The organism is Haloferax prahovense (assembly GCF_000723845.1).
In the GTDB taxonomy this organism is placed as follows: Archaea; Halobacteriota; Halobacteria; order Halobacteriales; family Haloferacaceae; genus Haloferax; species Haloferax prahovense.
Window position 1 is genome coordinate 551,247 of sequence record NZ_LK053000.1, and the last position, 23,475, is coordinate 574,721.

Genomic DNA, 23,475 nt, shown 5'->3' on the forward strand with positions numbered 1-23,475 from the left:
GGCCCGCTCGTCCCGTGCCGCCGTCGGTCGAACCGCCCGCCGCGGCCGCCCCGCGGACGGGTGATGTTTATCACGAAGGACCGTGACTCACCGCCATGCACCGACTCATCGCAGAGCGCGGGCTGGACGACACGGGCTTCACCGCAGACGACGCCCGCGCCGCCCTCCGCGACATGATTCGAGCGCGACGGTTCGACGAGCGTGCACTCGCCCTCCAGCGACGCGGGTGGATGAGCGGCTACCCGCCGTTCCGCGGACAGGAAGCCTCTCAAATCGGGGCCGCCCACGCCATGCGCGACGACGACGTGTTGCTGCCCACCTACCGGTCGAACGCCCTCCAACTCGCCCGCGGCGTGCCGCCGAGCGACATCCTCCTCTTTCGGCGCGGCCACGCCGAGTACGACTCGGACCACGACGTGCCCGTGTTCCCGCAGGCGGTCCCCATCGGGAGCCAGATTCCCCACGCCGCCGGCGTCGGCATGGCCGCGAACTACCACGGCGACGACTACGGGGCGCTGGTCTGCTTCGGCGACGGCGCGACCTCCGAGGGCGACTTCCACGAGGGGCTGAACTTCGCCGGCGTCTTCGACGCGCCGGTCGTCTTCTTCTGCGAGAACAACGGCTGGGCGATTTCGCTCCCCCGCGAGCGCCAGACAGCGAGCGAGTCAATCGCGGCGAAGGCCGACGCCTACGGGATGGACGGCATGCAGGTCGACGGCAACGACCCGCTGGCGGTCAGGGAGGCCGTCGAGCGCGGCTTCGAGAAGGCCCGCGCCGGCGAACCGGTGCTCATCGAGAGCCTCACCTACCGACAGGGGCCGCACACGACCGCCGACGACCCCTCGCGCTACCGCGACGACGATCCGGGGCTCCCTGAGTGGCGGACGCGCGACCCCCTCGACCGCTTCGAGTCGTTCTGCCGCGAGCAGGAGGTCGTCGACGACGCGGCGCTCGACGCCATGCGTGACGACGCCGACGAGGAGCTGCGCGAGGCCGTCGAGCGCGCCGAGGCAACGCCCGAACCGGGGACCGACGAGCTGTTCGACAACGTCTACGAGGAACTGCCGCCGGAGCTCGCCCGCCAGCGCGAGGAACACGTCGCGTTCGTCGAGCGCAACGGACCGTTCGACATCGAGCGCTGAGCGCGCGGTCCCTCAGTCGTCCAGCGAGATGTACGTCTTCGTGTCGGCGACGCCCTCTAAGCTCTGGACGCGGCTCGACGCCGTCTTCAGCACCTCGTAGACCGCGTCGGTGTCGACCTCGGCGATGATGTCGTACGCGCCCGCGACGATGTGCGCCTCCGTCACCGTCTCGAAGTCGCGGATGGGACCGAGAAGCTGTTCCGACTCGCCGGCTCCGGTCTTCACCATGATGAACGCGTGAACCATGCGTGAGATATTCTACCACGGTCGTCAAAAGCCTTGCTTCGACCGAGCGCGGCCCCTTCGGTCGAATCGGGGGAAGGTTATTTGCCTCCGCCGACATACCGTCTTATCATGCGGTTCGTTATCATTGGTGCTGGACGGGTTGGGCTGCGCACCGCTCGCGTCCTCCGCGAGGAGGGTCACGACATCGTCCTGGTGGAGTTGGACCGCGACCGGGTCAAGCGGGCCCGCGAAGCAGACTTCGAGGTGGTCGAAGGCGACGGCTCCCGCGAGGAGGTGCTCGTCGACGCCGGTATCGAGGCGGCCGACGCCCTCGGCGCGCTCACCGCCGACCTCAACGTGAACTTCGCGGCGTGCATGATCGGCAAGCACTTCGGCTGTCGGACGGTGCTCCGGGTCGACGAGGACTACCGCGAGGAGGTGTACCAGAAGTACGCGAAGGAAGTGGACGAAATCGTCTACCCCGAGCGCCTCGGCGCTATCGGCGCGAAGAACGCGCTTCTCGGCGGGTCCATCCGCGCCATCGCGGACATCGCCCAACACCTGCAGGTCATCCTCGTGACGGTGACGGAGGCGTCGCCGATGAACGGCTACAGTATCGAGGAGGTTGCGCTCCCGGCGAACGCCCGCGTCCTCGCGTTCGGGAAGAAAGACGGTCCGATGGGCATCCCGCTTTCCGACGACTCGCTGGAGACGGGTGACCGCGTGGCCGTCCTCGCGGACTTCGACGTGCTCAACGACGTGCGACAACTGCTCGTCGGCGACGAGGTCGTCACCACGGCGGGAGGTGCGTGACGATGGTCTACGCGTACATCATGGTCAAGGCCGCGCCCGTCTCCGACGGTATCGACCAGCTGAAACAGGAGCTGTTGGCCGTCTCGGACGGCATCGTCAGCGCCCACATCGTCGCCGGCGACGTGGACTTCATCGTGAAAGTCGAGGTGGACACCCCCGCCGACGTGAAGGACATCGCCGGCGGCATCCAGTCGGTTCCGGGCATCGAGGACACCCAGACGTACATCGCGATGGACTGAGTCGGAAGCGACCGCGCGGGTTCGCCGACCCGTGCTCGAACCGAGCCGACGCGTTCGTTGCCTGTTTTCAGAAGCCCGCGCCGGCGGCGTCTCGCGCGTTCTGGATGAGGCTCGTCACCGGTTCCTCGTAGTCGTAGCCCGGGATGATGCCCTCGACGAACGTGCCCTCGACGTAGTCGATGACCGCGCCGGCGTCGTCGACGCCGCGGCGCTCGTTGACGTCGGCGAAACTCGCCCGGACGACCGCTTCGTCGCCCGCCCGCGTCACGTCGGGGTCGAGGCCGTGGTCGCCGGCGACGACGCCGTTCACGTCTTCGAGGCGGAGTTCGAAGGTGTCGTACCAGCCGTCTTCGACGATGGGTGCCACGTCGTCGGCGACCGCCGAGAGCATCGGGACGCGGACCTCCACGCCGAACTCGACGTGGCCGTTGTCCCGCGCCGCGACGCTGACGGTGCCGTCGAACGGCGTCGTCACGGACTCGAAGGTGCGGTCGTCGACCCGCTCGAACGACCCGTGGTCGCCGAACGCGCGGCGGACCCGACCGGGGATGTCGTCTTCGCTCATGCCCGGACGAAGGTCCCGACAGGAGAAAAGCCCGTTGCGTCGCGAGCGCCCTCGAATCGCCCGCCTGCGCCGGATTTGGGCGAATGGCGGCACGTTTAAGTATCTCGCCGCACTCCATTCAGGTGACGCTTCGCTTTGGAGGGCCGAAGCGTCAGCGGGGACCAATCTAGGGCGGCATTTGCCGCGCGGGCCGCTCCCGTGCGGCTGCCTATCCCTTTCTCACGAAACTCACATCGAAGAGCCGACGGCTCGCGTTCGCGCGCTCGAATCGAACAACCGAGTCGAGTGATATCTTCCCCAGTAAAAACCCGCCAGCGACGCGGCCGCGTCAGTTCTCGTCCGGTCCGTCGCGGGTAGGTTTGCGTTCTCTCGACTCGGTTCCGTCTCCGGACACGGTTCCGCCTCCGTCCGACTCGTCTCCGCCCGAGCCGTCGGTCGCGAGATCGGACATCGTCGGTGCCGAAATCGGCTCGGACTTCGCCTCGTCCGCCGCCGCGGTCGCATCGGCCTCGACTCCGGATTCTACCGCGTCGACGTCGCCGTCTCGCTCCGCTTTTTCGCGTACTTCGAACCGGTCCGCGAGCGCCCGCAGTTCGTCGGTCGTCGACGAAAGCTCCTGCATCTTCCCGGCGACGGTGACCATCGCGTCGTTCTGCTCGTGGGCCGCGCCGGCCACGTCGGCCGCCTCGGTTCGCGTCTCGTCGGCGATTTCGGCGGCCTCGTCCGCGAGGCGCGCGACCGACTGCGCGGCCGACGCCTGCGAGGCGGTCGCCTCGTCGATGGCGGCGACGCCGTGGTCGACTTCCGCCAGTCGGTCGACCGCCTCGTCGATGGCGGTGACGCCGGTTTCGACCGTCTCGGAGCCCTGCGAGACGCGCTCTCGGGCGGCCTTGACCGCATCGACCGTCTCGTCGGCGGTCTCTTCGACTGACTCGATTGACGACGCGATTTCGGTCGTCGCGTCGGCGGTCTCGCCCGCGAGCGATTTCACGCTGTCCGCGACGACCGCGAAGCCAGCGCCCGCCTCGCCGGCGCGGGCGGCCTCGATAGAGGCGTTGAGCGCGAGCAGGTTCGTCTGGTCGGCGATGTCCTCGATGAGGTCGACCACCTCGCCGATGTCAGCCACCTCGTCGCGGAGGGCTTCGACGCCCTCGGCCGCGGCCGCGACGCGTGCGTCGATGTTCGCCATCTCGTCGTGGACGGCAGCGCTCGCGTCTCGGCCGGCCTCGCCGCGGTCCGCGGCGTCACCCGCGAGGTCAGCGAGTTCGTCGGCGGAGGCGGCGACCTCCTCGACCGTCGCGGAGAGGTCCTGCATCTCTGAAGAGACCTCCGAGAGGAGCGACGCCTGCTCGGCCGCGCCGTCGGAGATGTCGGCGGTCGCCAGTTCGACGCGTTCGGAGGCGGCGCTGACCTCCTCGGTGCCGGCGGTGACGCGCTCGCCCGCCGCGTCGACCGTCGCCGCGAACGACGCGACCTGTCCGATGGTCGATTCGAGGTCGGCGAGCATCGCGTCGATGCCGTCGCCGACAGCCGCCATCGCCTCGTCGTCCGGTTCGACCGACGTGCGCACCGTCAGGTCGCCCGTCGCCGCGGCGTCCATCGTCTCGCGGTAGTCGTCGGCGGCACTAGCGAGGTCGCGTCGGGCGTCTTCGGCCGCTTCGATGCGCTCGCGCAGGCCGTCGCGCATCTCGGCGAACGCGTTCGTCAGCGCCCCGAACTCGTCGACTCTGCGGGTTTCGAGGTCCACGTCGAGGTCGCCGCCGGCGAGCGCCGCCGCCTTGGTCCGCAGTCGCCGGAGCGACAGCACCGTGTTGCGACCGATGACGACGCCGACCAGCGCGAGGCCGGCGAGGCCCACGCCGATGAGGACGGCGACGTCGCGCTCGACGACCTGCGCGACCGCGTAGGCGTTACGCTGCGGCGCTTCCACGAGAACCGCCCAGTTCGTTCCCGAGACGGGCGCGTAGGCGACGACTTCGTCGCCCGCGTCGCCTTCGCCCTCGCGCTCGATGACGCCGGTCTCGCCGCCGAGTGCGGCGTCGAGCGCCGGCGTCGCCGCGCCCTCACGGTACGTCGTGAGGACGTTTTTGCCGTACTTGTCGAAGGCGATGACACCACCCTCAGTCACCACGCGAGTCTGCGACCCCTCGACCGGTTCGCTCAGCAGTTCGGCGTGTTTCGTCGCGTCGACGACGACCATCACCGCTCCGTCTCGACCCTCCACGGGACTGAGGAAGGCGAGGCGCTCGCTCCCGGCGTAGCGGTAGACCTCGGAGATGGCGACCGCGTCGGGGTCGTACATCGTCAGCGACCCGGTCGTCCACGACAGGCCGAGGTCGGAGACCGACTTGGCCTCTATCACGCCGTTCGTGCTGCGGACGATGTCGCGGTTCGACGGCTTCACGTAGTGGATGGCCATCACCTCGTCGGGGAGCGTGTCCTTCTCGCGTTCGAGCGTCTCGTCGATGGTGTCGGGGTCGCCCGTCTGGACGGTCTCGTACTCCGAGAGCATCCGGGTGGTCCGTGCGTAGCCGTCCATCCAACTCGACAGTCCCTCGGCCTCCAGCGCGGCGACCATCTCCAAGTCGCTGTGGGTGTCGGCTCTGACCTCGGTCCCGACCATGTCTGAGACGTACAGGCCGAACCCGCCCATCACCGCGGCCACGAGGAGAATAACGAACAGAAACTTCCGGAGGTAGCTCCGCCTGAGCACCGCCGGAACCAGCGTGGCGAGCTTCATGCCACTTGGTAGCAAGAGAGCGACGTAAAGCGTTGTCCCGCTAGATATCAGGAATGATATTAGCCGGGGGAAGCGGGGTCCCTGAGCCTCACGGAATTACGAGTTCCGAGAATCGACTACAGTTCGCTCACGGTGACGCCGAGCGCGAGGGCGGCGGCTCCGGTTGCGCCACCGCCCGCGGCGAGCGGCGTCGGCAGGGCGGACACGACGCCGACGACGGCCCCGACGAGGATGAAGACGGCCATCCCGAGGAGCGTGGCGTCGAATCGCGTGACGAGGAGTCCGGGTGACACGGTCTAATTACATGTCATTAGCCGAACTGTCAAAATGTTTGTGGGTGCGGCCCTACTCGCCTCGCTCACTGACGGCCGGGTCGTCGGACCCGTCCGCGTCGGCGACTTCGTGGGCTCCGGGTTCCACGTCACGGGCCCGGTCCGGTTCCGATTCCTCCCGCGCTTCGGGTTCGGCCTCGGTCTCGCCCTCGACGAGGTCCGCTTCGAGGAACGCCAGGGACCGGTCGCGCTCGCCCCGGACCGAGCTATCGCGCAGTCCGAGTGAGATAGCGGTGTCGAAACAGCGGAGGGCTTCCTCGTGGAGGCCGCGTTCGGCGAGGAAGAAGCCGCGGTTGTACCACGCCTGCGGGAGTCGCGGGTCGAGTTCGACGGCGCGCTCGGCGCGGTCGAGCGGCCCCGACGAGTCGCCGAGTTCCCACAGCGCGTACGCGAGGTTCGTCTCCGCGGCCGCGGCGTGTTCGCCGTCGTCGTCGATGCGGAGCGCCTCGCGGTACGCGCCGATTGCCTCGTCATACTCGCCGAGTTGCGCGTGGGCGACACCCTTGTTCACCCACGCCTCGCACGCCGTCGGCGAGTCCTCGTCGGCGTAGGCGACCGCCCGACTGAAACTGTCGACTGCCTGTTCGTACTCCTCGATGGCGGCGTAAGCCAGTCCGACCTCGACGAGCGCCGCCGCGTCGACCGCCTCGGGGTCGATTCCGTCCTCGTCCACGAACTCGGCGAGGACGTGGTCGTCCGCCGGGTCGACGAGTCGTCCGTTCACCCGGTACGTCGGCGGGTCGAGGTCGAACCCTTCGTAGGGGTCGCCGAACCCCTGTCCATCCGAGTAGCGGTGTCTACGCGTCGAAGCCATTCCTACACGTTGGCGGGGAACCGACATAACGTGGTCGGCGGTTGTGGCGTTTGCCCACCGACTCGCCCGCCAATCCGCACGTCACTCATATCCTCTACTGGGTGCTATCTGGTAGCACTACGCTATGTCCTCGCGGGTCGTACCTCACGACGGCGTCGGCGCGCGGTCGGGCGGGTCGCCGTGGTGACTCCGGGTGGGTACGCATGTCGACACGAACGGCCACAGAGGAGAACCGCACCCTGATTCGAACCGAGTTTGACCGGGCGTGGAACCGTGACGAACTCGACGCGCTCAACGAACTGTACGCCGACACCGTCCGCATCGCCACGACGCGAAGCGGGTCCGACGAGGCGCTCGTCACGCGCGAAGATAGCAAGGAACTGCACGGCGAGTGGGACGGCGCGTTCCCGGACGCGACGACCGAAATCAACGCGATGGTCGCCGAGGGCGACGCCGTGATGGTCTGGTGGACCCTCCGCGGCACGCATCTCGGGACGTTCCGCGGCATCGAACCGACGGGCTCGCAGATCGCCGTCGACGGGTTCAGCTACCGCCGCATCGACGAAGGAACCATCGTCGAAGTGAAAGACGCCGCGAGCATGGCGACGCTGTTCTCGCAACTCGGCGTCGAACTACCGGCGTGAACGCGCCGGCGGGAGCCATCACTGACGCAGATTTTTTGCTGTTTGTGCGACCGGGTCCGTGGTGTCTCGTCGAGAAGTAGTGCGAGACGGCTGGACGCATCGCTCCGCCCACTACCGTTCGCAGAAGCGAGTGCGGGGGACGAGATTTGAACTCGCGAACCCCTACGGGAGCGGATCTTAAGTCCGCCGCTTTTGGCCTAGCTCAGCCACCCCCGCGCACTCTCCCGTTCTCCGAGGGGGTGAAAAGTGCTTTCGCTTTACCAGTCGACCGAGAGGGTTCCGTCGCCGTGGGGGTTCGGCGATAGCTCCTCGTCTGTTCGGCGGTCGATGACGTGGATGACGCCGCGGCCCTTCTTCGCCGGGCAGACCTCCGCCGCCTCGATGTTCTCGTCGAGTTCGTCCTCACCGACGAAGTACGATTTAGCGCGGGCGAGGCCGGTTTCGAGGTCCATCTCCCAGTTGTCGGCGACCTCCGCGCACCGACCGGCCCCGAAGCACTTGTTCGCCTCGAAGATTATCTTGTAGGGCTTTTCGTCGACCGGCGGGGCGTTCTCGTCGGTTCCGAAGTCGCTCGGCTTCGGACGCTCGGACTCCTCGCTCATCGTCGGCCCTTGCGGCGCGGTGGTCTTTGCGCTGTCGGTCGCGCGGCGGGAGAAACCAAACCGAATCTCGGTGTGCGCCCGGTGATTCTTTCGCTATCGAGCCCTACTATCGGACGATGCGGCAGTCCCGTCGCTCGCGCTTCGGCGACCTGATTCGCGCCGCCAGTCCCAGCGACCGCCGCCGATTTCTCGCCGACCTCTGGACCGCCCGCGGGTGGGAGACGACCGTCGAAGACCGCCTCGTCGTCGCCCGCCGCGGCGACCGAATCGACCGAATCGCGGTCGCCGCTCGGTCTCGACGTCTCTTGTCGCCGCCGGTCCCGGACGAGGCGACAGTCGTCGTCGCGCTCGGCGACCCCGAGCGGACCCGACGCGTGGCCCCTGACGACGCCCGCGTCCTCTCGGTCGACGACCTCTACGAACTCGTCCGATACGGCCTCCTCGGCGGCCGCGGCGACGAAGTCGTCGCCGACCATTTCGGCGTCCGCCTCGCCGACCTGCCGGCCGACGGTGGGGGCGGGGGTGCAGGGGGCACCGAGGGCGCAGGCGGCGCGCGGACCGGGCCATTCGCGTCCCTGCTTCCTCCCGCGCTCTCGTCGCTCCCGGTCGTGCCGCTTCTCTTCGTCGCGCTCCTTCTCGCTGCGGTCGCCGTGACCGCCGGGCCGGGCGGCGTACCGGTGCTCGGCGAGGCGCTCGGCGGCCAACAGCCGTCGGTTCCGACGCCGGCAGCGACGACGTCCGAGCCGACGCCGACGCCGACGCCCGAACCGCGGACAGTCGCCCCCGGCGTGACCACCGCGGGCGTCGAGAACGCGACGCTCCTCGCGGCGGCCCACCGAAGGGCCGCGGCGAACCGGTCGTACCGGTGGACCCTCCGATACCGCGAGTCCATCGCCGGCGACGAGACGGGCCGCGAGGTGGAGGTCGTTCACGTCGAGGCCCCGCACGTCTACGTTTCTGAGGTCCAGCGCGCCGGGCGACTCAGGGCGTTCCCGCGCCCGACCGCCTCGGAGGACGCGTACGCCGACGGGACCACGCGCTACGCCCGCCGCCCCGCCGAGCCGGACGGCGTCGCCGCCCGCGTCCTCGACCCCGACGTGCGCGACGGTCCGGGGCGACAGGCCTCGCGCGCCGCCCGCTACCTCGAGTGGTACCTCTCGGCGGACGAGACGACGGTGACGCGCGTAGAGAGTGTGACGAACGCGACTGTCGAAGACGGGACCCCGCTGTACCGAATCGAGGGCCGCGACACCGACTTCCCGCGGTCGCGCGGCTATCGGGTCGAAGCGATCGTCGAAGAAAGCGGGTTCGTCCGCTCGATGCGCGTCACCTACGAGACCCGCGACGGCCTCGGCGTCGAGGTCTGGTTCGCGTACGACGCGGTCGGCGAGACGACGGTGACGCGACCGGCGTGGCTCGACCGCGCCGACGGTTCGAACGGCGGTCGGACCGTCGTCCCAGCGAACGCGAGCGGGTAGCGTCCGTCGCGCTCGGTCGCGTCTCGGTCGCGTCTCGGTGTTCGCGGCGCTTACTGCTCGACGTCGACCGATTCGAGGACCACATCGGACACCGGCTTGTCGTTGCGGTCGGTCGGGACCGAGCCGATGTCTTCGACGACGTCCATGCCGTCGGTGACTTTTCCGAAGACGGCGTGCTTGCCGTCGAGGTGGGGCTGGGCGTCGAGCGTGATGAAGAACTGCGAGCCGTTCGTGTTGGGGCCGCGGTTCGCCATCGAGAGCACGCCGGGGCCGTCGTGGCTGAGGTCCGAATGGAACTCGTCGTCGAAGGTGTAGCCGGGGCCGCCGCGGCCGGTTCCCGTCGGGTCGCCGCCCTGAATCATGAAGTTCGAGATGATGCGGTGAAAGAGGATGTCCTCGTAGAGGGGTTCGCCCTCCATCGTCTCGTCCGTCTCGGGGTGGACCCACGTCTTCTCGCCCGTCGCGAGGCCGACGAAGTTCTCGACCGTGTTCGGGACCTTGTCCTCGAAGAGTTCGACCGTGATGTCGCCCTTGTTCGTGTGGAGCGTGGCCGTTGGGTTGTCGCTCATACTCGACCCGTCGGGCGGGCGAGTGAAAACCGTGCCGCCTCGGGGTCGGCCGCGGCGCTGACACGACTCCGTTCGGCCCGCGTCTTCCGGTCGGCACCGCGGACTGTCACACCGACAGACGTTTTTCTCCCCCGCGACCGAGTGGCGTGAGATGACATCACATGTTGACGGAGGACACTCCGAATGAACGCTCGGTCGACCCTCGAACGCCTGTCGGAACTCGCGAACACCTACTTCGTCGGCCTCGTGCTCCTCGCGTCGGCCGCCGCGTTGGTCCAACCGGACCTGTTCACGTGGATTGCGCCCTACATTTCGCCGCTGCTCGGGCTCATCATGCTCGGGATGGGGCTGACACTCTAGCCCGTTGACTTCCGTCGACTCGCGGAGCACCCGCGAGACGTGGCCATCGGCGCGCTCGCCCAGTGGCTCATCATGCCGACCGCCGCCTACGCGCTCACGGTGGTTCTCTCGCTCCCGCCGGAGCTCGCGGTCGGCGTCATCCTCGTCGGCGCGGCCCCCGGCGGCACCGCCTCGAACGTCATGGCCTACCTCGGCAAGGGGGACGTGGCGCTCTCGGTCGCCATCACGACCGTCACCACGCTGGCCGCGCCGCTGGTCATGCCCGCGTGGGTCGTCGCGCTCGCCGGCGAACAGCTCCAGGTCGGCTTCATGGACCTGTTCGTCAACATCCTGCAAATCGTCTTCATCCCGGTCGTCCTCGGCTTCGCGCTCCGCCTCGTGCTCGACCGCAACGCGCCCGAGGTCGCCGAAGTCGGCCTCGACGTGTTCCCGCTCGTCTCGGTCCTGAGCATCGTCGCCATCGTCGCGGCCGTCGTCGGCCTCAACGTCGACACCATCCTCGGCGCGGGTGCGGCCGCCATCGGGGCCGTCGTCCTCCACAACGCCATCGGCCTCGGAACCGGCTACGGCACCGGCCGCCTCGCCGGCATGTCCGAGGACCGCGTCCGGACGACGACGTTCGAAGTCGGCCTCCAGAACAGCGGGCTCGCCGCGGCCCTCGCGCTGTCGTTCTTCTCGCCCGCCGCCGCCCTCCCGCCCGCGCTGTTCAGCGTCTGGCACAACATCACCGGCCCGCTCCTCGCGAGCTACTTCTCCCGAACCGCGAGTGAACCGTCGGGTGGAACGCCCGCTGACGACTGAATCGCCCGGAGCGACCACCTTCTTTCGATACGCCCCGTCAGTCGGGAATCTGCGCTAGATTGATGTATTGTAAATTATAAGCACTACTGTATGGTACGAAACGTCGGCACGCTCGACCGGACTGTTCGCCTCGCGCTCGGCGCGCTCCTCGTCGTCGGCGGCGTCGGAAGCTACGCGGGGCTGTTCTCGCTCGGGTTCGGCTCGGTGCCCGCGGCGCTCGGGGCCGTGTTCGTCGCGGCCGTCGGCGTCATCCTGCTCGTGACCGGGTTTCGCGGGACGTGTCCGCTGTATCTGCCGTTCGGCATCGACACCTCGGACGACCGGAACTGACGCCCGGCATCGCCTCGCACCGCCCGCTTTTCTCGCTCCCCTAACTACAAGACACCCCACCGCGATGCGTCGGATATGCATACCGCGGAGACCGTGACGCTCACTCGCCTCCCCTCCGGCGTCCCGGTACAGACGACGGTTCACACCTACGAACCAGCCGACGGGTCAGACGGCCCGACGCTCTACGTGCAGGCCGCCCAGCACGGGCGCGAAATCAACGGCACCGAAGTGCTCCGCCGACTGCACGGCCGCCTCGAACGCGCGGAGCTTTCGGGGCGCGTCGTCGCCGTCCCCGTCGCCGACCCGCTGACGTTCGACCGCGTCTCTTACGTCACGCCCGAGGTGCTCGACTCCGTCAACTCCAACATGAACCGCGTCTGGCCGGGCGACGCCGACGGGTCGCTCCACCAGCGCATGGCCGCGAAGCTCTGGGAGTACATCGGCGAGGCCGACGCCATCGTCGACCTTCACACCGGGAGCCCGGACATGCTCACCCACACGGTCTACCTCCGGGGCGACGAGGCCTCCCGCGACCTCGCGCGGGCGTTCGGCGTCGACATCCTCCTCGCGGAGGCCGCGGGCGACGAGGCCGACGACGAGTGGACCGAACGGAGCTTCGACGGCAAACTCCGCGTCGCGGCCACGAACGCGGGAATCCCCTCTATCACCCCGGAACTCGCCCACAACAAACAGCTCGTCGAGCCGGCCATCGTCGCCGGCGTCGAGGGCGTCCTCAACGTCTGCCGCGACATGGGTATCCTCTCGGGCGCGGTCGAACCGTGGGACGGCCGCACCTATCGCAACCACCTCGGCCGCGTGCAGGCCGCCGCCTCGGGCCTGTTCGTCGCCCGCGAGGACGTGGAACTCGCCCGCGAGGTCCGCCCCGGCGACCACCTCGGATGGGTGTACGACCCGACCACCTACGAGGTGCTCCAAGAGGTCGAAGCCGAGCGCGCGGGCCTCGTCTACTCCATCGCCCGCGAGGCGACCGTCACCGCCGGCGAGACGCTCGTCGGCATCGCGCTCCCGCTGGACGACGGCGAGAGCGACGCCGAGGGCGGCGACCCCTTCGACGAGGCCGACGAGAGTGGCGACCTCGACATCTAGGGGAAGAAAACACTTATTCGCGCCGGCGGTCGGGTGCGGTATGGACCGCCGCGCCGCGTTCTCGCTTCTTTTGATTTTCCTCGTCGTCGCCACGGGCACCGTCTTCGCCTTCGACAGAGAGGCCCAGCGGCGGGCGATAGCGGCGGAAGAAACGCGCCTCCAGACCGAACTGGCGGCCAGCGAGTGCGTCACGACCTACGGCACGTCGGCGACCGTCAGCGGCGAATCGGCGTCGGTCGTCGCTCGGAGCCTCGACGGCTGGACGGTTCGCGTCTCGCACCCGTACTGGTACAGCACCGACCGGTTGCACGCCGACGGGTCGTCAGAATCAGTCTACGTCGTGGACGTGGAGTCGGTCCAATACGCGGGCGGCGAGCCGGTGGGGCCGGCGTGTTGAAGGGCAAGCGTTCGAGTCGGCTGCGACTGCGACTTCAGAACTCGCGCAGGTCTTCGAGCACGGCTTCCGCGTCGCCGGAGGCGATGGTCTCGCGGGCCATCTCGAGTCCCTCGTCGATGGTTTCCGCGTCCTCGCGGGCGTAGATGCGGAGCGCCGCGTTGAGGGCGACGGCGTCGGCGAAGCGGTCCTCGCGCTCGCCGGCGAGCACGGCTTCGGTGATTTCGGCGGAGTCGCCGGCCACGTCGTCCTCGTCGACGCCGAGGTCGTCGTACTCGAAGTCCATGCCGTACTCGGCGGTCTCGATGTCGAAGTCGTCGAAGGTGGCCTCGCCGTCGTCGCCGGCGGTCCACTCGGCGACCTTCGTGTAGCCGGGGCGGATGTCGTCGTAGCCCTCCATGCCCTGGAACATGAGCACGCGGTCGAGGTCGTGGTGCTCGCTCGCCTCGAAGGTGTTGACCATCTTCTTGGCGAACGCGAGGTGGTAGAACGAGCCGAGGTGAACCGAGGCGTTCGCGGGGTTGGCGATGGTCTCGATGGTGTTGACGAACGTCCGGACGCCCATGTTGTCGCGGCGCTCCCAGAGGGCGTGGATGGCGGGGTTAAACCGCGGCTGGTAGTAGAAGCCGAAGCCGGTGTCGTCGACCATGTCGGCGGACTCGTCGGGGTCGAGTTCCGTGCGGACGCCGAGTTCGTCGAGGACGTGCTTGTAGGCGTCCTGCTTCTGGGTCGGGACGCGGTCGCCGGAGTGGACGACGACGGGCGTGCCGGCCGCGGCGGCGACGACGCCGGCGGCGACGCCGAGGATGGCGGTCTTGCCCTTGCCGTCGTAGTTCGCGCCGCAGTCGACGGGGTCGACCTCGGGCTCGGCGTACTCGACGTGTTCGGCCATCACGTCGGCGTAGGCGGCGAGTTCCTCCGCGTTGTTGTGCTTCCAGCGGTTGGCGAGCCAGAACGCGCCGAGCGTCGTGTGGTCCGGTTCGCCGGCGAGGATGCGGCGCATCGCCTCGGACGCCTGCTCGCGGGTCATGTCCTCGGCGGACTTCGTGCCCGTGCCGACGACTTCCGTCATCAGACGCTTCAGCGGCCATTCCCCGAACTCGCTTTCGACTACTGCCATGCCTCTGTGTTCGGCCGAGCGGTCAAAAAACGTCCCGTTCGGTCCCGCTGGCCGGGACCGACGACGCCGTCCGAAAGCGATAGGCTTCCCGACTCCTAACGCCGGGTAATGAGCGCGTTGTCGGACGATTGGCGGGACGGCATCGACGAGGTCGATGCGGCGCTTATCGACGAATACCAAAGCGGCTTCCCGGTCGAACAGCGGCCGTTTCGCGTCGTCGCCGCGGAGTTAGGCATCGACGAGGACGACGCCCTCGACCGCGTCCGTCGGCTCCGCGAAGACGGCATCTTCCGGCGGTTCGGCCCGGTTCTCAATCCGCCCGTCATCGGCAGTTCGACGCTCGCGGCCGTCTCGGCCCCCGAGGAGCGCTTCGAGGAGATTGCCGAACTCATCAACGGCTACCGCCAAGTCAACCACAACTACCGCCGCGCCCACGAGTGGAACATGTGGTTCGTCGTCACCGCCGGTTCCCGCGAGACGCGCGACCGCATCCTCGACGAAATCGAGGAGCGAACCGGCTGTGAGGTGCTGAACCTCCCGATGCTCACCGACTACTACATCGACCTCGAGTTCCCCATCGTCAACGACGACCGCTTCGCCCGCGAGAGCCTCGGGGAGACCGACGTGAGCGCCACCCGCATCTCCGAGGACGCCACCGGCGACCTCTCGTCTCTCGAAGCCCGCCTGCTCGTGGAGATTCAGGGCGGCTTCCCGCTGTCGAAGACGCCCTACCGCGACGTGGCAGACGCCCTCGACGCCGAGGTCGACGACGTGCTCGTCGCCGTCGAGCGCCTGCTCGCCGACGGCTGTATCAAGCGCATCGGCTGCGTCGTCAACCACATCGTCACGGGCTTTCGGAACAACTGCATGGTCGTCTGGAACGTCCCCGACGAGGAACTCGACGCCCGCGGCGAGGCCGTCGGGAGCCTCCCGTACGTCACGCTCTGTTACCACCGCCCGCGCCGCCCCGGACAGGGCTGGGAGTACAACCTCTTTACCATGATTCACGGCCGGGACGCCGACGCCGTCGACGAGAAGATAGACGAACTGGCCGACGACCACCTGCCGTTCGACCACGAGCGACTCTACTCGACGGCGAAACTGAAACAGACCGGCGCGCAGTACGAGGAACTCGTGGGCTCTGACGACTGAGGACAGAACAGCACTCGTTTGTTCGACGCTCGCGCCGGCGTCCGCGTTACTGCCCGCTACCGCGAGAGCGGCGACATCCGGTAGAGCATCCGCACGGCCTGCGCGACGCCGGTCTTCGCCAGCGACCCGCTCTTGAGCGCGCCGAGTTTCGCGTAGTAGCCGGACTTGAACGCGCCCTTCTTGGCGAGGAGTGCGCTCCCGAGCGCCCCGCGTTTGGCGTAGTACGCGGACTTCCGGCCGGCCGCGCCGGCGTAGTGTTTCGTGCTCGTCGGAATCGGCGTCCGCCGGCCCTGCACCTCGGTCGAGCCGTTGCGGACGGCGTCCAAGATGTCGTCGGCGGTGAGAGAGGCGCGCGACACGTCGGGGATGTCGATTTCCGTGTAGGCGCGGCCGACGTACCCGACCTTGTGGGCGTCGCTCCCGGCGACGCCGGGGTACTGGCGCTTCGCGGCGAACCGACGGGCGCGGCGGTTCTTGTAGCCCGTGAAGAGCCACGAGTTGTACGTCTCGATGGCGTCGAAGGCGTCGCCGCCCGCGGCGTCGTGATACCGGCCGAGCCGACGGCGACCGATGCCGTGTCGGCTCCGCTGGAAGGGGTGCGGGACGATGGCGACGCCGCCGCGCTCGCGCACCCAGCGGGCCGTCTCGTCCAGCGGGCGACGCCGCGGCGGAAGCTCCTCCACGCCGAGCGCGAGGAGGTGGCCGTCGGCCGTCGAGACTTCCACGCCGGGGATGCCGACGAGGCCGTACATCGGCGCGAGTTGCGCCGCTCGGAGCGACTCGTCGATGACGTCGTGGTCGGTGACGACGACGGCGTCCAACCCGATTTCGGCGGCCTGCTCCAAGATGAGCTCCACCGGGTCGTGCGCGTCGTACGAGCCTTCCGAGTGCACGTGGGGGTCGATGCGGACGGTCAGCGCGGACACGACTCCTCGTTAGGTCTCGGCGACGAAAAAGACACGCCCGAATCGTGCTAGCTCGCAGCACGGGATTCATCGGTCGTTGAACCCCGGATTCACCCGAAACAGGGCGTGAGGACCGCGCAGACACAGACTCTTCGAGAACACATCACGTCGCCGACGTAAATTCGCTTCAGCGAATCTTTAGGAATTATCGTGTCGAACGTGTGCACATGGCATCCGAAGACCGCTTTCACCCCGCCGTCGACCTCGCGGACCTCCGCGAGTCCGGCCGCGAACTGGTCGCGCTGGACGGACGCTCTATCGCCCTCTTCGACCACGAGGGGTCCGTCAGAGCCGTCGATAACGCCTGCCCGCACATGGGTTTCCCGCTCGTCCGCGGGTCCGTGGACGAGGGCGTTCTAACCTGTCATTGGCACCACGCCCGCTTCGAACTCTCCTGCGGCGACACCTTCGACCCGTGGGCCGACGACGTGCGGACCTACCCCGTGGAGGTGCGCGACGGGACGGTCTACGTCGACCCGAACCCCGACCCGGACGAACCGCCGGCGGTCCGCTGGTCGAATCGGCTGGAAGACGGCCTCGAACAGAACCTCCGACTGGTCGTCGCGAAGTCCGTCATCGGCCTCCTCGACGCCGGCGTCGAGCCGACGGAGCCGCTTTCGACCGGCGTCCGGTTCGGCTGTCGCTACCGGCGCGACGGTTGGGGGTCGGGTCTCACTATCCTGACCGCGATGGCGAACGTCCTCCCCGACCTCGACCCCGACGACCGAAAGCGCGCGCTCTATCAGGGACTCGTCCACGTCGCGGGCGACGCCTCCGGCGAACCGCCGCAGTTCGAACAGGACGCCCTCGGCGCGACCGACACCGATTTCGACCGCCTGCGGTCGTGGTTCCGCGAGAACGTCGAGGTCCGCGACCCCGACGGGGCGGAGCGCGTCCTCCGGACCGCAATCGCGGCCGGCCGCGACGACGCCGAACTCGCCGGCATGGTCGCCGCCGCGGCCACCGACCACCGCTACCTCGACACGGGGCACGTCCTCGACTTCGTCAACAAGGCCTGCGAGGCGCTCGACCACGTCGGCTGGGACCGCGCCGACGAGGTCCTCCCGAGCCTCGTTCGCGGACTCGCCCGCGCCGACCGCGCCGAGGAGTCCGCCGAGTGGCGTCGCCCAATCGACCTCGCGGGAACGCTCGACGACGTGTTCGCCGACCTCGACGACCACGTCGACGCCGGCGCGGGCGAGACGTGGTCCCGACCGGACGGCCTGCTCGACACCCTCCTCGGCGACGACCCGCACGCCGTCGTCGACGCGCTGACCGAGGCGATTCGAGGCGGCGCGACGCCCGCCCAGCTCGCCGCTGTCGTCGCCTTCGCCGCCGGCACGCGGGTCGCGCGGTTCTCGACCACCAACGAGTTCGGCGACTGGAACACGGTCCACCACACGTTCACCTACGCCAACGCGGTCCACCGGCTCGCCGAGCGGACGGGCGCGAGAGAACTCTACCGCGGCGCGTTCGACGCCGCCGTCAACGTCTACCTCGACCGGTTCCTGAACACGCCCCCGGCCCCGCTTCCCGACCCGACGCCCGACGCCGACCCGGCGGAAGCACTCGAAACGCTGTCCGCGGCCTTCGACGCCGAGGGGCGGGTGAACGACGCCGGACGGGCGACCGCGGGGTTCCTCGACGGCGGCGGTGACCCGGCGAGGCTCCGCCGCGAACTCGGGGGCGCGCTGCTCCGCGAGGACGCCGGCTTCCACACCTACCAGGCGCTCGAAGCCGGGTTCGAGCAGGCGGCGACGCGGCCGCCCGAGGAGGCGCGGACGCTCCTCGTCGGCGTCGCGCGCTACCTCGCGGCGCACTCGCCGACGCGCCGGGAGCGAGAACAGACGTTCGGCATCGCCGCGCGGCTCCAGCGCGGCGAGTCGGTGTACGGCGAAGACGTCGACATCTGAGGCCGCGTCGGGGTCGTCGCGTCGACCTCTGACGTCGTCGCCGTCGGCTCTTTTCGACTACTGCTCGGCGATTCGCTCGCCCGCGTCGACGCCGCTCCAGAGGGCGGCGTGGACCCGGCCCTCGCCGACCGTCCAGTCGCCAGCGAAGTAGAGGCCGTGAAACTCCCCGCGGCGGAGTATCTCGCGGTCGGCGACGCCGTCGGGGAGGGCGTACCGCCAGCCCTGGTCGTCCACCCAGTCGGGGTCGCGCAGGCGCTCGTCGTCGAGGAGTTCGGCGACCATCGCGGCGACCTCGTCGGCCGCGTCGTCGAGGGGGTCGTCGTAGTGCGCCTCGGACCACTCGGGGCTCGGTTGGACGACGAGCAGGCTCTCGCCGTCGGGGACGTGGCCCTCCTTGCACTCCTCGCGGGCGACCCAGCCGACCGGGTGGGTCTTGTCGGGGTTGACGAGCGCGTACCACGGCTCCTCGCGCTCGAAGGGGTAGTGGAGGACGACGGTCCGAACCGTTCGGTACTCGACGCTCCCGATGGCCTCGCGGAGCGCGACCATGCACTGGTCGCCCCAGCCCATCTCGGTCAGAATCGCGGCCGTCTGGGGGGCCGGCGGTGTCAGAAGCACCGAGTCGAACGGGCCGTGGCGCGTCCCCGATTCGTCGACGACGGACCAGTAGCCGCTGTCGGGGTTGTGGTCGATGGCGGCGACGCGCGTCTCGCGCTCGACGGTCGCCTCCGTCTCCGCGAGCAGGCGTTTCGCCAGTTGGGTGATGCCCTCGGTCCACGTCCACTTGTGCTGGTCGCGGGCGTCACCCTCCGAGATGACGCCGTCGCCGTCGAACGTCCAGACCGGTTCGTCGATGTTGACCAGCCCGTCCGCGCCCAGTCCGCGGACGAGCTGCGCCGTTCGGCGGTCGTAGTCTTTCACGTAGTTCGCGCCGTGGTCGTACCGACAGCCCTGTCGGCGGCGCGTCGCGGCGCGACCGCACACCCCGCGGCTCTTCTCGAGAATCGTGACGTTCGCGTTCGCGTCGCGGAGCGCGTAGGCCGCGCCAGCCCCAGCGGCCCCGGCTCCGACGATGCACACGTCGCGAGTCATCTCGCCACCCCGCGTGTGAGTCCAGCCAGCATCGGATAGACCTGCGGCTTCGAGGCGCTAAAAGACTCGCAACGCGGCGGGATTGGGGACCGTGTTCGCGCTCGCGGCCGCGGCCGGAGGCGAAAACGATTCACGTCGCGCCGCCGGAGTCCGGGTATGTACGACTCGGTCATCTTCGACCACGACGGCGTGTTGACAACGCTCGTCGAACTCTCGCCCCTCCGCGACGCGACGTGGGACGCCTTCGCCGAACTCGGCGTTTCCGACCCCGACCCGGACCACGTCGAACAGGTGGTCATCCACGTCTCTCCCGAGGACGTGCGCGCCGCCGCCGAGCCTTACGACCTCGACCCCGAGACGCTGTTTCGCGTCCGCGACGAACGCCAGTCGGCCGCCCAACGGCGGGCCATCGCCGACGGCCGGAAAGTTCCCTACGACGACTTCGACGCGCTCCGCCGCATCGACGCGCCGATGGGCATCGTCTCCAGCAACCAGCAGGCCACCATCGACTTCGTCGTCGACCACCTCGACGCCGCGGACCTGTTCGGCACCGCTTACGGCCGCGAGCCCTCGATGACGAGTCTCCACCGCAAGAAGCCCGAACCCTACTACCTCGAACGCGCCATGGCCGACCTCGGCGTCGACTCGCCGCTGTTCGTCGGCGACAGCGACAGCGACATCGCCGCCGCCGAGGCCGCGGGCGTCGACTCCGCGTTCATCCGCCGGGGCCACCGCGCCGACCACACGCCGACGCCCGACCCGACCCACGAAATCGCCGGCCTCGACGACCTGCTCGAACTCGACGGCGTGCCCGTCGTTCACGGCGGGGCGGGCGCGTCGCGCGCACCGGACGGAACGGGTCCCGCGGCCGACGGCGGCCGCGAAGGCGGTGAGTCGTCTCGATGACTCGGTCGCTCCCCCGCATCGGTCTCGGGACGATGGGCCTCGACACGCCCGACGAGGCCGCCGCCGTGACGACGGCGCTGGAGTTGGGTTATCGCCACGTCGACACCGCACAGATTTACGGCAACGAGACGGTCGTCGGCGACGCGCTCGCGGCCGCCGACGTGCCCCGCGAGGACGTGACGCTCGCCACCAAGGTCTGGGCGGACAGCCTCGCGCCCGCCGACGTTCGCCGGACGACCCGCGAGAGCCTCGACCGACTCGGCGTCGACTACGTCGACCTCCTGTACGTCCACCGCCCCGTCGACACCTACGACGCCGAGGCGACGCTTTCCGCCTTCGACGAACTCGTCGACGACGGCCTCGTCCGCGGGGTCGGCGTGAGCAACTTCACCGTCGCCGAGCTAGACGAGGCGCTCGCCCTGCTCGACGCACCGCTCGTCGCCCATCAGACGGAGTATCATCCGCTGTTCCAGCGCCCCGAACTCCTCGACCACGCCGAGGAACGCGGTTACGACGTGGTCGCGTACTCGCCGCTTTCGGGAGGCCGCGTCCGCGGCGTGGACGAAGTCGTCGCGGTCGCGGAGAAACACGACGCGACGCCCGAGGCGGTGAGCCTCGCGTGGGTGGCCGAAAAGGGGCTGCGTCCCATTCCGAAGGCGTCGAGCGAGCGCCACCTCCGGGCGAACCTCGACGCCGTCTCGCTGGAACTCGACGCGGGCGACGTGACGGCCATCGATGGTATCAAATCTGAAGTCGAACTGTTTCCTGAGTGATGAATCGTCCGCTCGGCGCCGTCTCGAAGTCTCAATTTCGATACTAGTCCCGGAACGATTATAATAAGACGGGCGAGTGTCCGACCATGCGGATTCCGAGTGGGGTAAGCGGGTTCGACGAGCTCATCCAGGGTGGTTTCCTCCCGCGCCGACTGTACGTACTGAGCGGACCGCCGGGGAGCGGGAAGACGACGTTCACGGCGCAGTTCATGGCCGAGGGGCTACGCAACGGCGAGAAGTGCATGTACATCACTATGCACGAGACCGAAGACGAGCTGATAAACGACATGTCGAGTTTCGACTTCGGCTTCGAGACGCTCGCCAGTTCCGAGGGCTTTCGCTTTATCAACCTCGTGAGCCCGAAGGGGAAACACATCCTCAACCAGTTCTCCCAGACCGGGGGGTCGTCGAGCGTCCAGAGCCTCACCGACAAAATCGTCGCGTTCGTCAACTCCCGACAGGTCGACCGCCTCGTCATCGACTCGACGATGTTGCTCCGGCTGTTCTTCGCCAACGGCTCCGAGGAGATGACGCGGTTTCTGACGGCACTCAAGCAGGGCGACGCCACGACGCTTCTCATCTCCGAGATGACCGACCCCTCGTCGTACTCCGACGAGCACTTCCTCGCCCACGGCGTGGTGTTCTTCCACAACTATCTGGAGGCGACTGGCATGACACGCGGCATTCAGGTCATCAAGATGCGCGGGACGAACATCGACTGCGACATCCGGTCGCTCGACTTCACCGACAACGGACTGGTCGTCGACCCCCGGTCGAAGGTCGACCTCTGAGGTAACCACAACAATGTACGAACGGGTCTTCGGAACGGACTGGCGGACGATTTCGGACGAGGAAGCCATCCGCCGGATGTACGCCCTCGGCGTCTCCAGCGCGCTCGGCCACCCGAACCGCGGCGAGTTCGAGCGCATCCGCCGGCAGGCCGGCACGGCCTACGGCCGGAGCGTCCTCCAACTCGCCTTCGAGGAGGGGAAACAGCGGGTCGCCCGAAACGAGTCGGAGTACGACTCGAAACAGGACGTGTGGGAGGCGCTCGTCGACGAGGAGACATCGCCCTCCACGGCGGGGCGCGCCGACGTGACGATGCAGAAGCCGACGGACAAACAGGGCATTCCCAAAGCCGTCGGCCGAGCGTCCGTCCTCGACGGCGGCGGCGACGACTTCTCTCGGATTCGGCTGCCGGAGTTCCTCCGACGCGGGTAGCCGGCCGAGCTCCGACGCGAGTAGCCGACGAGCCTTTGGGCGTCCGAACCCTCTTTCGACGTATGAGCGATAGCGAATTCAGCCTCTCGGAGTCAGAGTGGCGCGAGCGACTCTCGGAGGACGCCTACCGCGTCCTCCGCGAACAGGGGACCGAGCCGCGGTTTTCCGGCGAACACGTCGACCGGAGCGACGACGGCGTCTACCGGTGTGCCGGCTGTGGGACCGAGCTGTTCGGCTCGGAGACGAAGTACGACTCCAACTGCGGGTGGCCGAGCTTCTACGCCGCCGAGGACTCGAACATCGAGCTTCGACGCGACCTGAGCCACGGCATGGACCGCACCGAGGTCGTCTGCTCGACCTGCGACGGCCACCTCGGCCACGTCTTCGACGACGGCCCGGAGCCGACCGGCAAGCGCTTCTGTATCAACTCGGTCGCGCTCGATTTCGAGGCGGACGAAGAGTAGGACCCGGAGTTCGGAGGCCGGACCGACGCACTCGCCGCCGCCCTCACGCCGACCGCCGATGTGCGGCTGTCGGGGCCTGTTCTCTGTTTTCCTCGTCGCCCGGGGACAAAAGAGCCGGTTCCGAACCCGAACACGACCACGACCACGACTTCGCGGTGCATTCGCTCGGCGTTAGGCTCGACCTAGGCCCAAAACCGCCCGACCGTCGGGGGCGACCCGACGGTGCGCGCGCCACGTCGAGAATCGCGGTATCACGGCGGTAGGCCGGGTCTAACGCTCGTTTCCCGTGAGTAGCCGACACGTACCAAATTAGCATGGCGACGTACGAGAGGTATGTCTCGCAGCTACCCGGTCCGCCGCCACCCGACTCGGCGGACTCCCCCGTTCACGCCCTACGCCCTCGTCGTCGCCGGCCTCGTAACGTTCTGTATCGCCGTCCTCGCCCCCGTCGCCGACCTCTCGGCGGGCATGTCGGTGATGAACGTCGCCGCCGGCGGAACGGCCCCGGCGTTCGACGGCGGCACGCTCGTCCTCAGCGGCGGCCTGCTTCTCATCAGCGCCGCCTCGACGTTCTTCGGCGTCCTCCTGTTGCTCCTGCGACTCTGAGTCGAGGAGTCCGGGTCCGGGTCGGACGCGCGACGAGAATCGCGGACTGGCTGGCCCCGGCGAGAATCGGGAACAGACGCGAGACACGGGACCTCGGAACCCGATTTG

General features: G+C 68.6%; 26 protein-coding genes, 1 tRNA gene and 1 pseudogene. 17 read left to right on the forward strand and 11 right to left on the reverse strand.

The genetic code is table 11. The annotated features are described in order from the left end of the window. Positions 1-95 precede the first annotated feature (95 nt). Entirely contained in the window at positions 96-1,142 is a 1,047-nt protein-coding gene (locus BN984_RS02520) for a thiamine pyrophosphate-dependent dehydrogenase E1 component subunit alpha (RefSeq protein ID WP_049967588.1), read from the forward strand. A 12-nt stretch (positions 1,143-1,154) separates the two neighbouring features. Here the strand turns inward: BN984_RS02520 and BN984_RS02525 are convergent, their stop codons facing one another. Then, positions 1,155-1,388, reverse strand: a complete 234-nt coding sequence (locus tag BN984_RS02525) for an Lrp/AsnC ligand binding domain-containing protein (RefSeq protein ID WP_004975609.1) — start codon at positions 1,386-1,388, stop codon at positions 1,155-1,157. Between the two features lie 108 nt (positions 1,389-1,496). Between BN984_RS02525 and BN984_RS02530 the strand changes: the two genes are divergently transcribed. Beyond that, the gene (locus BN984_RS02530; protein WP_008095855.1) at positions 1,497-2,180 is read left to right on the forward strand and encodes a potassium channel family protein; all 684 of its coding nucleotides are present in this window, start codon (positions 1,497-1,499) and stop codon (positions 2,178-2,180) included. A 2-nt stretch (positions 2,181-2,182) separates the two neighbouring features. Further along, on the forward strand, positions 2,183-2,419 hold the full coding sequence (locus BN984_RS02535) for an Lrp/AsnC ligand binding domain-containing protein (RefSeq protein WP_004975606.1): 237 nt from the start codon (positions 2,183-2,185) through the stop codon (positions 2,417-2,419). Positions 2,420-2,486: 67 nt separating this feature from the next. Here the strand turns inward: BN984_RS02535 and BN984_RS02540 are convergent, their stop codons facing one another. The 4 genes from BN984_RS02540 to BN984_RS02550 all read right to left on the reverse strand — a co-directional run bounded on the left by BN984_RS02540 (position 2,487) and on the right by BN984_RS02550 (position 6,870). After that, on the reverse strand, positions 2,487-2,984 hold the full coding sequence (locus BN984_RS02540) for a DUF5813 family protein (protein ID WP_008095852.1): 498 nt from the start codon (positions 2,982-2,984) through the stop codon (positions 2,487-2,489). Positions 2,985-3,312: 328 nt separating this feature from the next. Then, positions 3,313-5,724: a methyl-accepting chemotaxis protein gene (locus BN984_RS02545; protein ID WP_049967589.1), complete on the reverse strand. Its 2,412-nt coding sequence runs from the start codon at positions 5,722-5,724 to the stop codon at positions 3,313-3,315. Positions 5,725-5,840: 116 nt separating this feature from the next. Next, positions 5,841-6,017, reverse strand: coding sequence for a hypothetical protein (locus BN984_RS19620; protein ID WP_008095848.1), 177 nt, complete (start codon positions 6,015-6,017; stop codon positions 5,841-5,843). Positions 6,018-6,069: 52 nt separating this feature from the next. Further along, positions 6,070-6,870 carry a tetratricopeptide repeat protein gene (locus BN984_RS02550; protein WP_008095846.1) on the reverse strand — a complete coding sequence of 267 codons (801 nt, stop codon included), beginning with the start codon at positions 6,868-6,870 and terminating at the stop codon, positions 6,070-6,072. 203 nt (positions 6,871-7,073) lie between these two features. Here BN984_RS02550 and BN984_RS02555 point away from each other — a divergent pair, with 203 nt between their 5' ends. Beyond that, positions 7,074-7,514, forward strand: coding sequence for an ester cyclase (locus tag BN984_RS02555; protein ID WP_049967590.1), 441 nt, complete (start codon positions 7,074-7,076; stop codon positions 7,512-7,514). A 131-nt stretch (positions 7,515-7,645) separates the two neighbouring features. Here the strand turns inward: BN984_RS02555 and BN984_RS02560 are convergent. Together BN984_RS02560 and BN984_RS02565 are read right to left on the reverse strand one after the other, a co-directional pair. After that, positions 7,646-7,730: transfer RNA gene (locus BN984_RS02560), tRNA-Leu, on the reverse strand. A gap of 41 nt (positions 7,731-7,771) precedes the next feature. Then, the gene (locus BN984_RS02565; protein ID WP_008095842.1) at positions 7,772-8,116 is read right to left on the reverse strand and encodes a ferredoxin; all 345 of its coding nucleotides are present in this window, start codon (positions 8,114-8,116) and stop codon (positions 7,772-7,774) included. A gap of 116 nt (positions 8,117-8,232) precedes the next feature. Here BN984_RS02565 and BN984_RS02570 point away from each other — a divergent pair, with 116 nt between their 5' ends. Beyond that, positions 8,233-9,594, forward strand: a complete 1,362-nt coding sequence (locus BN984_RS02570; RefSeq protein ID WP_049967591.1) for a hypothetical protein — start codon at positions 8,233-8,235, stop codon at positions 9,592-9,594. 50 nt (positions 9,595-9,644) lie between these two features. Here the strand turns inward: BN984_RS02570 and BN984_RS02575 are convergent, their stop codons facing one another. After that, positions 9,645-10,163, reverse strand: coding sequence for a peptidylprolyl isomerase (locus BN984_RS02575; protein WP_004975597.1), 519 nt, complete (start codon positions 10,161-10,163; stop codon positions 9,645-9,647). Between the two features lie 183 nt (positions 10,164-10,346). On the opposite strand from BN984_RS02575, the pseudogene BN984_RS02580 reads away from it, so the two are divergent. The 4 genes and pseudogenes from BN984_RS02580 (at position 10,347) to BN984_RS02595 (ending at position 13,158) form a co-directional block, all read left to right on the forward strand. Next, positions 10,347-11,324, forward strand: a pseudogene (locus BN984_RS02580) (bile acid:sodium symporter family protein). Between the two features lie 90 nt (positions 11,325-11,414). Next, positions 11,415-11,654 carry a YgaP family membrane protein gene (locus BN984_RS02585; protein WP_049967593.1) on the forward strand — a complete coding sequence of 80 codons (240 nt, stop codon included), beginning with the start codon at positions 11,415-11,417 and terminating at the stop codon, positions 11,652-11,654. A 75-nt stretch (positions 11,655-11,729) separates the two neighbouring features. Further along, positions 11,730-12,761 carry a succinylglutamate desuccinylase/aspartoacylase family protein gene (locus BN984_RS02590; protein ID WP_049967594.1) on the forward strand — a complete coding sequence of 344 codons (1,032 nt, stop codon included), beginning with the start codon at positions 11,730-11,732 and terminating at the stop codon, positions 12,759-12,761. A 40-nt stretch (positions 12,762-12,801) separates the two neighbouring features. Then, positions 12,802-13,158 carry a hypothetical protein gene (locus tag BN984_RS02595; protein ID WP_049967595.1) on the forward strand — a complete coding sequence of 119 codons (357 nt, stop codon included), beginning with the start codon at positions 12,802-12,804 and terminating at the stop codon, positions 13,156-13,158. 34 nt (positions 13,159-13,192) lie between these two features. Here the strand turns inward: BN984_RS02595 and BN984_RS02600 are convergent, their stop codons facing one another. Continuing rightward, the gene (locus BN984_RS02600; RefSeq protein WP_049967596.1) at positions 13,193-14,275 is read right to left on the reverse strand and encodes an anthranilate phosphoribosyltransferase; all 1,083 of its coding nucleotides are present in this window, start codon (positions 14,273-14,275) and stop codon (positions 13,193-13,195) included. A gap of 108 nt (positions 14,276-14,383) precedes the next feature. Between BN984_RS02600 and ahbB the strand changes: the two genes are divergently transcribed. Further along, the gene (gene ahbB / locus BN984_RS02605; RefSeq protein WP_049967597.1) at positions 14,384-15,427 is read left to right on the forward strand and encodes a siroheme decarboxylase subunit beta; all 1,044 of its coding nucleotides are present in this window, start codon (positions 14,384-14,386) and stop codon (positions 15,425-15,427) included. Positions 15,428-15,483: 56 nt separating this feature from the next. Here the strand turns inward: ahbB and BN984_RS02610 are convergent, their stop codons facing one another. Next, on the reverse strand, positions 15,484-16,353 hold the full coding sequence (locus BN984_RS02610) for a CehA/McbA family metallohydrolase (RefSeq protein ID WP_049967598.1): 870 nt from the start codon (positions 16,351-16,353) through the stop codon (positions 15,484-15,486). A gap of 206 nt (positions 16,354-16,559) precedes the next feature. Between BN984_RS02610 and BN984_RS02615 the strand changes: the two genes are divergently transcribed. After that, positions 16,560-18,305 carry a Rieske (2Fe-2S) protein gene (locus tag BN984_RS02615; protein WP_049967599.1) on the forward strand — a complete coding sequence of 582 codons (1,746 nt, stop codon included), beginning with the start codon at positions 16,560-16,562 and terminating at the stop codon, positions 18,303-18,305. Between the two features lie 57 nt (positions 18,306-18,362). On the opposite strand, the gene BN984_RS02620 is transcribed toward BN984_RS02615, so the two are convergent. Further along, entirely contained in the window at positions 18,363-19,397 is a 1,035-nt protein-coding gene (locus tag BN984_RS02620) for an NAD(P)/FAD-dependent oxidoreductase (protein ID WP_049967600.1), read from the reverse strand. A 156-nt stretch (positions 19,398-19,553) separates the two neighbouring features. On the opposite strand from BN984_RS02620, the gene BN984_RS02625 reads away from it, so the two are divergent. From BN984_RS02625 to BN984_RS02650, 6 genes are all read left to right on the forward strand, one after another. Further along, a complete protein-coding gene (locus BN984_RS02625) occupies positions 19,554-20,303 on the forward strand; it encodes an HAD family hydrolase (protein WP_049967601.1) in 750 nt (249 codons plus the stop codon). Beyond that, a complete protein-coding gene (locus BN984_RS02630; RefSeq protein WP_049967602.1) occupies positions 20,300-21,076 on the forward strand; it encodes an aldo/keto reductase in 777 nt (258 codons plus the stop codon). Before BN984_RS02625 ends, BN984_RS02630 begins: the two co-directional genes overlap by 4 nt. A gap of 86 nt (positions 21,077-21,162) precedes the next feature. Further along, positions 21,163-21,867 carry an RAD55 family ATPase gene (locus BN984_RS02635; RefSeq protein ID WP_004975581.1) on the forward strand — a complete coding sequence of 235 codons (705 nt, stop codon included), beginning with the start codon at positions 21,163-21,165 and terminating at the stop codon, positions 21,865-21,867. Positions 21,868-21,880: 13 nt separating this feature from the next. Then, positions 21,881-22,297, forward strand: coding sequence for a hypothetical protein (locus tag BN984_RS02640; protein ID WP_004975580.1), 417 nt, complete (start codon positions 21,881-21,883; stop codon positions 22,295-22,297). 62 nt (positions 22,298-22,359) lie between these two features. Continuing rightward, a complete protein-coding gene (gene msrB, locus BN984_RS02645; RefSeq protein WP_008095822.1) occupies positions 22,360-22,761 on the forward strand; it encodes a peptide-methionine (R)-S-oxide reductase MsrB in 402 nt (133 codons plus the stop codon). Between the two features lie 333 nt (positions 22,762-23,094). Then, positions 23,095-23,367: a hypothetical protein gene (locus BN984_RS02650; RefSeq protein ID WP_008095821.1), complete on the forward strand. Its 273-nt coding sequence runs from the start codon at positions 23,095-23,097 to the stop codon at positions 23,365-23,367. Positions 23,368-23,475: the final 108 nt, after the last annotated feature.

What these genes read in the sequence shown, in the direction of transcription:
- msrB (WP_008095822.1), top strand. Translation starts at nt 22,360, where the DNA reads ATGAGCGATAGCGAATTCAGCCTCTCGGAGTCAGAGTGGCGCGAGCGA.
- BN984_RS02615 (WP_049967599.1), top strand. Translation starts at nt 16,560, where the DNA reads ATGGCATCCGAAGACCGCTTTCACCCCGCCGTCGACCTCGCGGACCTC.
- BN984_RS02650 (WP_008095821.1), top strand. Translation starts at nt 23,095, where the DNA reads ATGTCTCGCAGCTACCCGGTCCGCCGCCACCCGACTCGGCGGACTCCC.
- BN984_RS02575 (WP_004975597.1), bottom strand. Translation starts at nt 10,163, where the DNA reads ATGAGCGACAACCCAACGGCCACGCTCCACACGAACAAGGGCGACATC.
- BN984_RS02530 (WP_008095855.1), top strand. Translation starts at nt 1,497, where the DNA reads ATGCGGTTCGTTATCATTGGTGCTGGACGGGTTGGGCTGCGCACCGCT.
- BN984_RS02635 (WP_004975581.1), top strand. Translation starts at nt 21,163, where the DNA reads ATGCGGATTCCGAGTGGGGTAAGCGGGTTCGACGAGCTCATCCAGGGT.
- BN984_RS02595 (WP_049967595.1), top strand. Translation starts at nt 12,802, where the DNA reads ATGGACCGCCGCGCCGCGTTCTCGCTTCTTTTGATTTTCCTCGTCGTC.
- BN984_RS02625 (WP_049967601.1), top strand. Translation starts at nt 19,554, where the DNA reads ATGTACGACTCGGTCATCTTCGACCACGACGGCGTGTTGACAACGCTC.
- BN984_RS02525 (WP_004975609.1), bottom strand. Translation starts at nt 1,388, where the DNA reads ATGGTTCACGCGTTCATCATGGTGAAGACCGGAGCCGGCGAGTCGGAA.
- BN984_RS02565 (WP_008095842.1), bottom strand. Translation starts at nt 8,116, where the DNA reads ATGAGCGAGGAGTCCGAGCGTCCGAAGCCGAGCGACTTCGGAACCGAC.
- BN984_RS02600 (WP_049967596.1), bottom strand. Translation starts at nt 14,275, where the DNA reads ATGGCAGTAGTCGAAAGCGAGTTCGGGGAATGGCCGCTGAAGCGTCTG.
- BN984_RS02550 (WP_008095846.1), bottom strand. Translation starts at nt 6,870, where the DNA reads ATGGCTTCGACGCGTAGACACCGCTACTCGGATGGACAGGGGTTCGGC.
- BN984_RS02640 (WP_004975580.1), top strand. Translation starts at nt 21,881, where the DNA reads ATGTACGAACGGGTCTTCGGAACGGACTGGCGGACGATTTCGGACGAG.
- BN984_RS02555 (WP_049967590.1), top strand. Translation starts at nt 7,074, where the DNA reads ATGTCGACACGAACGGCCACAGAGGAGAACCGCACCCTGATTCGAACC.
- BN984_RS02585 (WP_049967593.1), top strand. Translation starts at nt 11,415, where the DNA reads ATGGTACGAAACGTCGGCACGCTCGACCGGACTGTTCGCCTCGCGCTC.
- BN984_RS02540 (WP_008095852.1), bottom strand. Translation starts at nt 2,984, where the DNA reads ATGAGCGAAGACGACATCCCCGGTCGGGTCCGCCGCGCGTTCGGCGAC.
- BN984_RS02535 (WP_004975606.1), top strand. Translation starts at nt 2,183, where the DNA reads ATGGTCTACGCGTACATCATGGTCAAGGCCGCGCCCGTCTCCGACGGT.
- BN984_RS02620 (WP_049967600.1), bottom strand. Translation starts at nt 19,397, where the DNA reads ATGACTCGCGACGTGTGCATCGTCGGAGCCGGGGCCGCTGGGGCTGGC.
- ahbB (WP_049967597.1), top strand. Translation starts at nt 14,384, where the DNA reads ATGAGCGCGTTGTCGGACGATTGGCGGGACGGCATCGACGAGGTCGAT.
- BN984_RS02590 (WP_049967594.1), top strand. Translation starts at nt 11,730, where the DNA reads ATGCATACCGCGGAGACCGTGACGCTCACTCGCCTCCCCTCCGGCGTC.
- BN984_RS02570 (WP_049967591.1), top strand. Translation starts at nt 8,233, where the DNA reads ATGCGGCAGTCCCGTCGCTCGCGCTTCGGCGACCTGATTCGCGCCGCC.
- BN984_RS02520 (WP_049967588.1), top strand. Translation starts at nt 96, where the DNA reads ATGCACCGACTCATCGCAGAGCGCGGGCTGGACGACACGGGCTTCACC.
- BN984_RS02545 (WP_049967589.1), bottom strand. Translation starts at nt 5,724, where the DNA reads ATGAAGCTCGCCACGCTGGTTCCGGCGGTGCTCAGGCGGAGCTACCTC.
- BN984_RS02630 (WP_049967602.1), top strand. Translation starts at nt 20,300, where the DNA reads ATGACTCGGTCGCTCCCCCGCATCGGTCTCGGGACGATGGGCCTCGAC.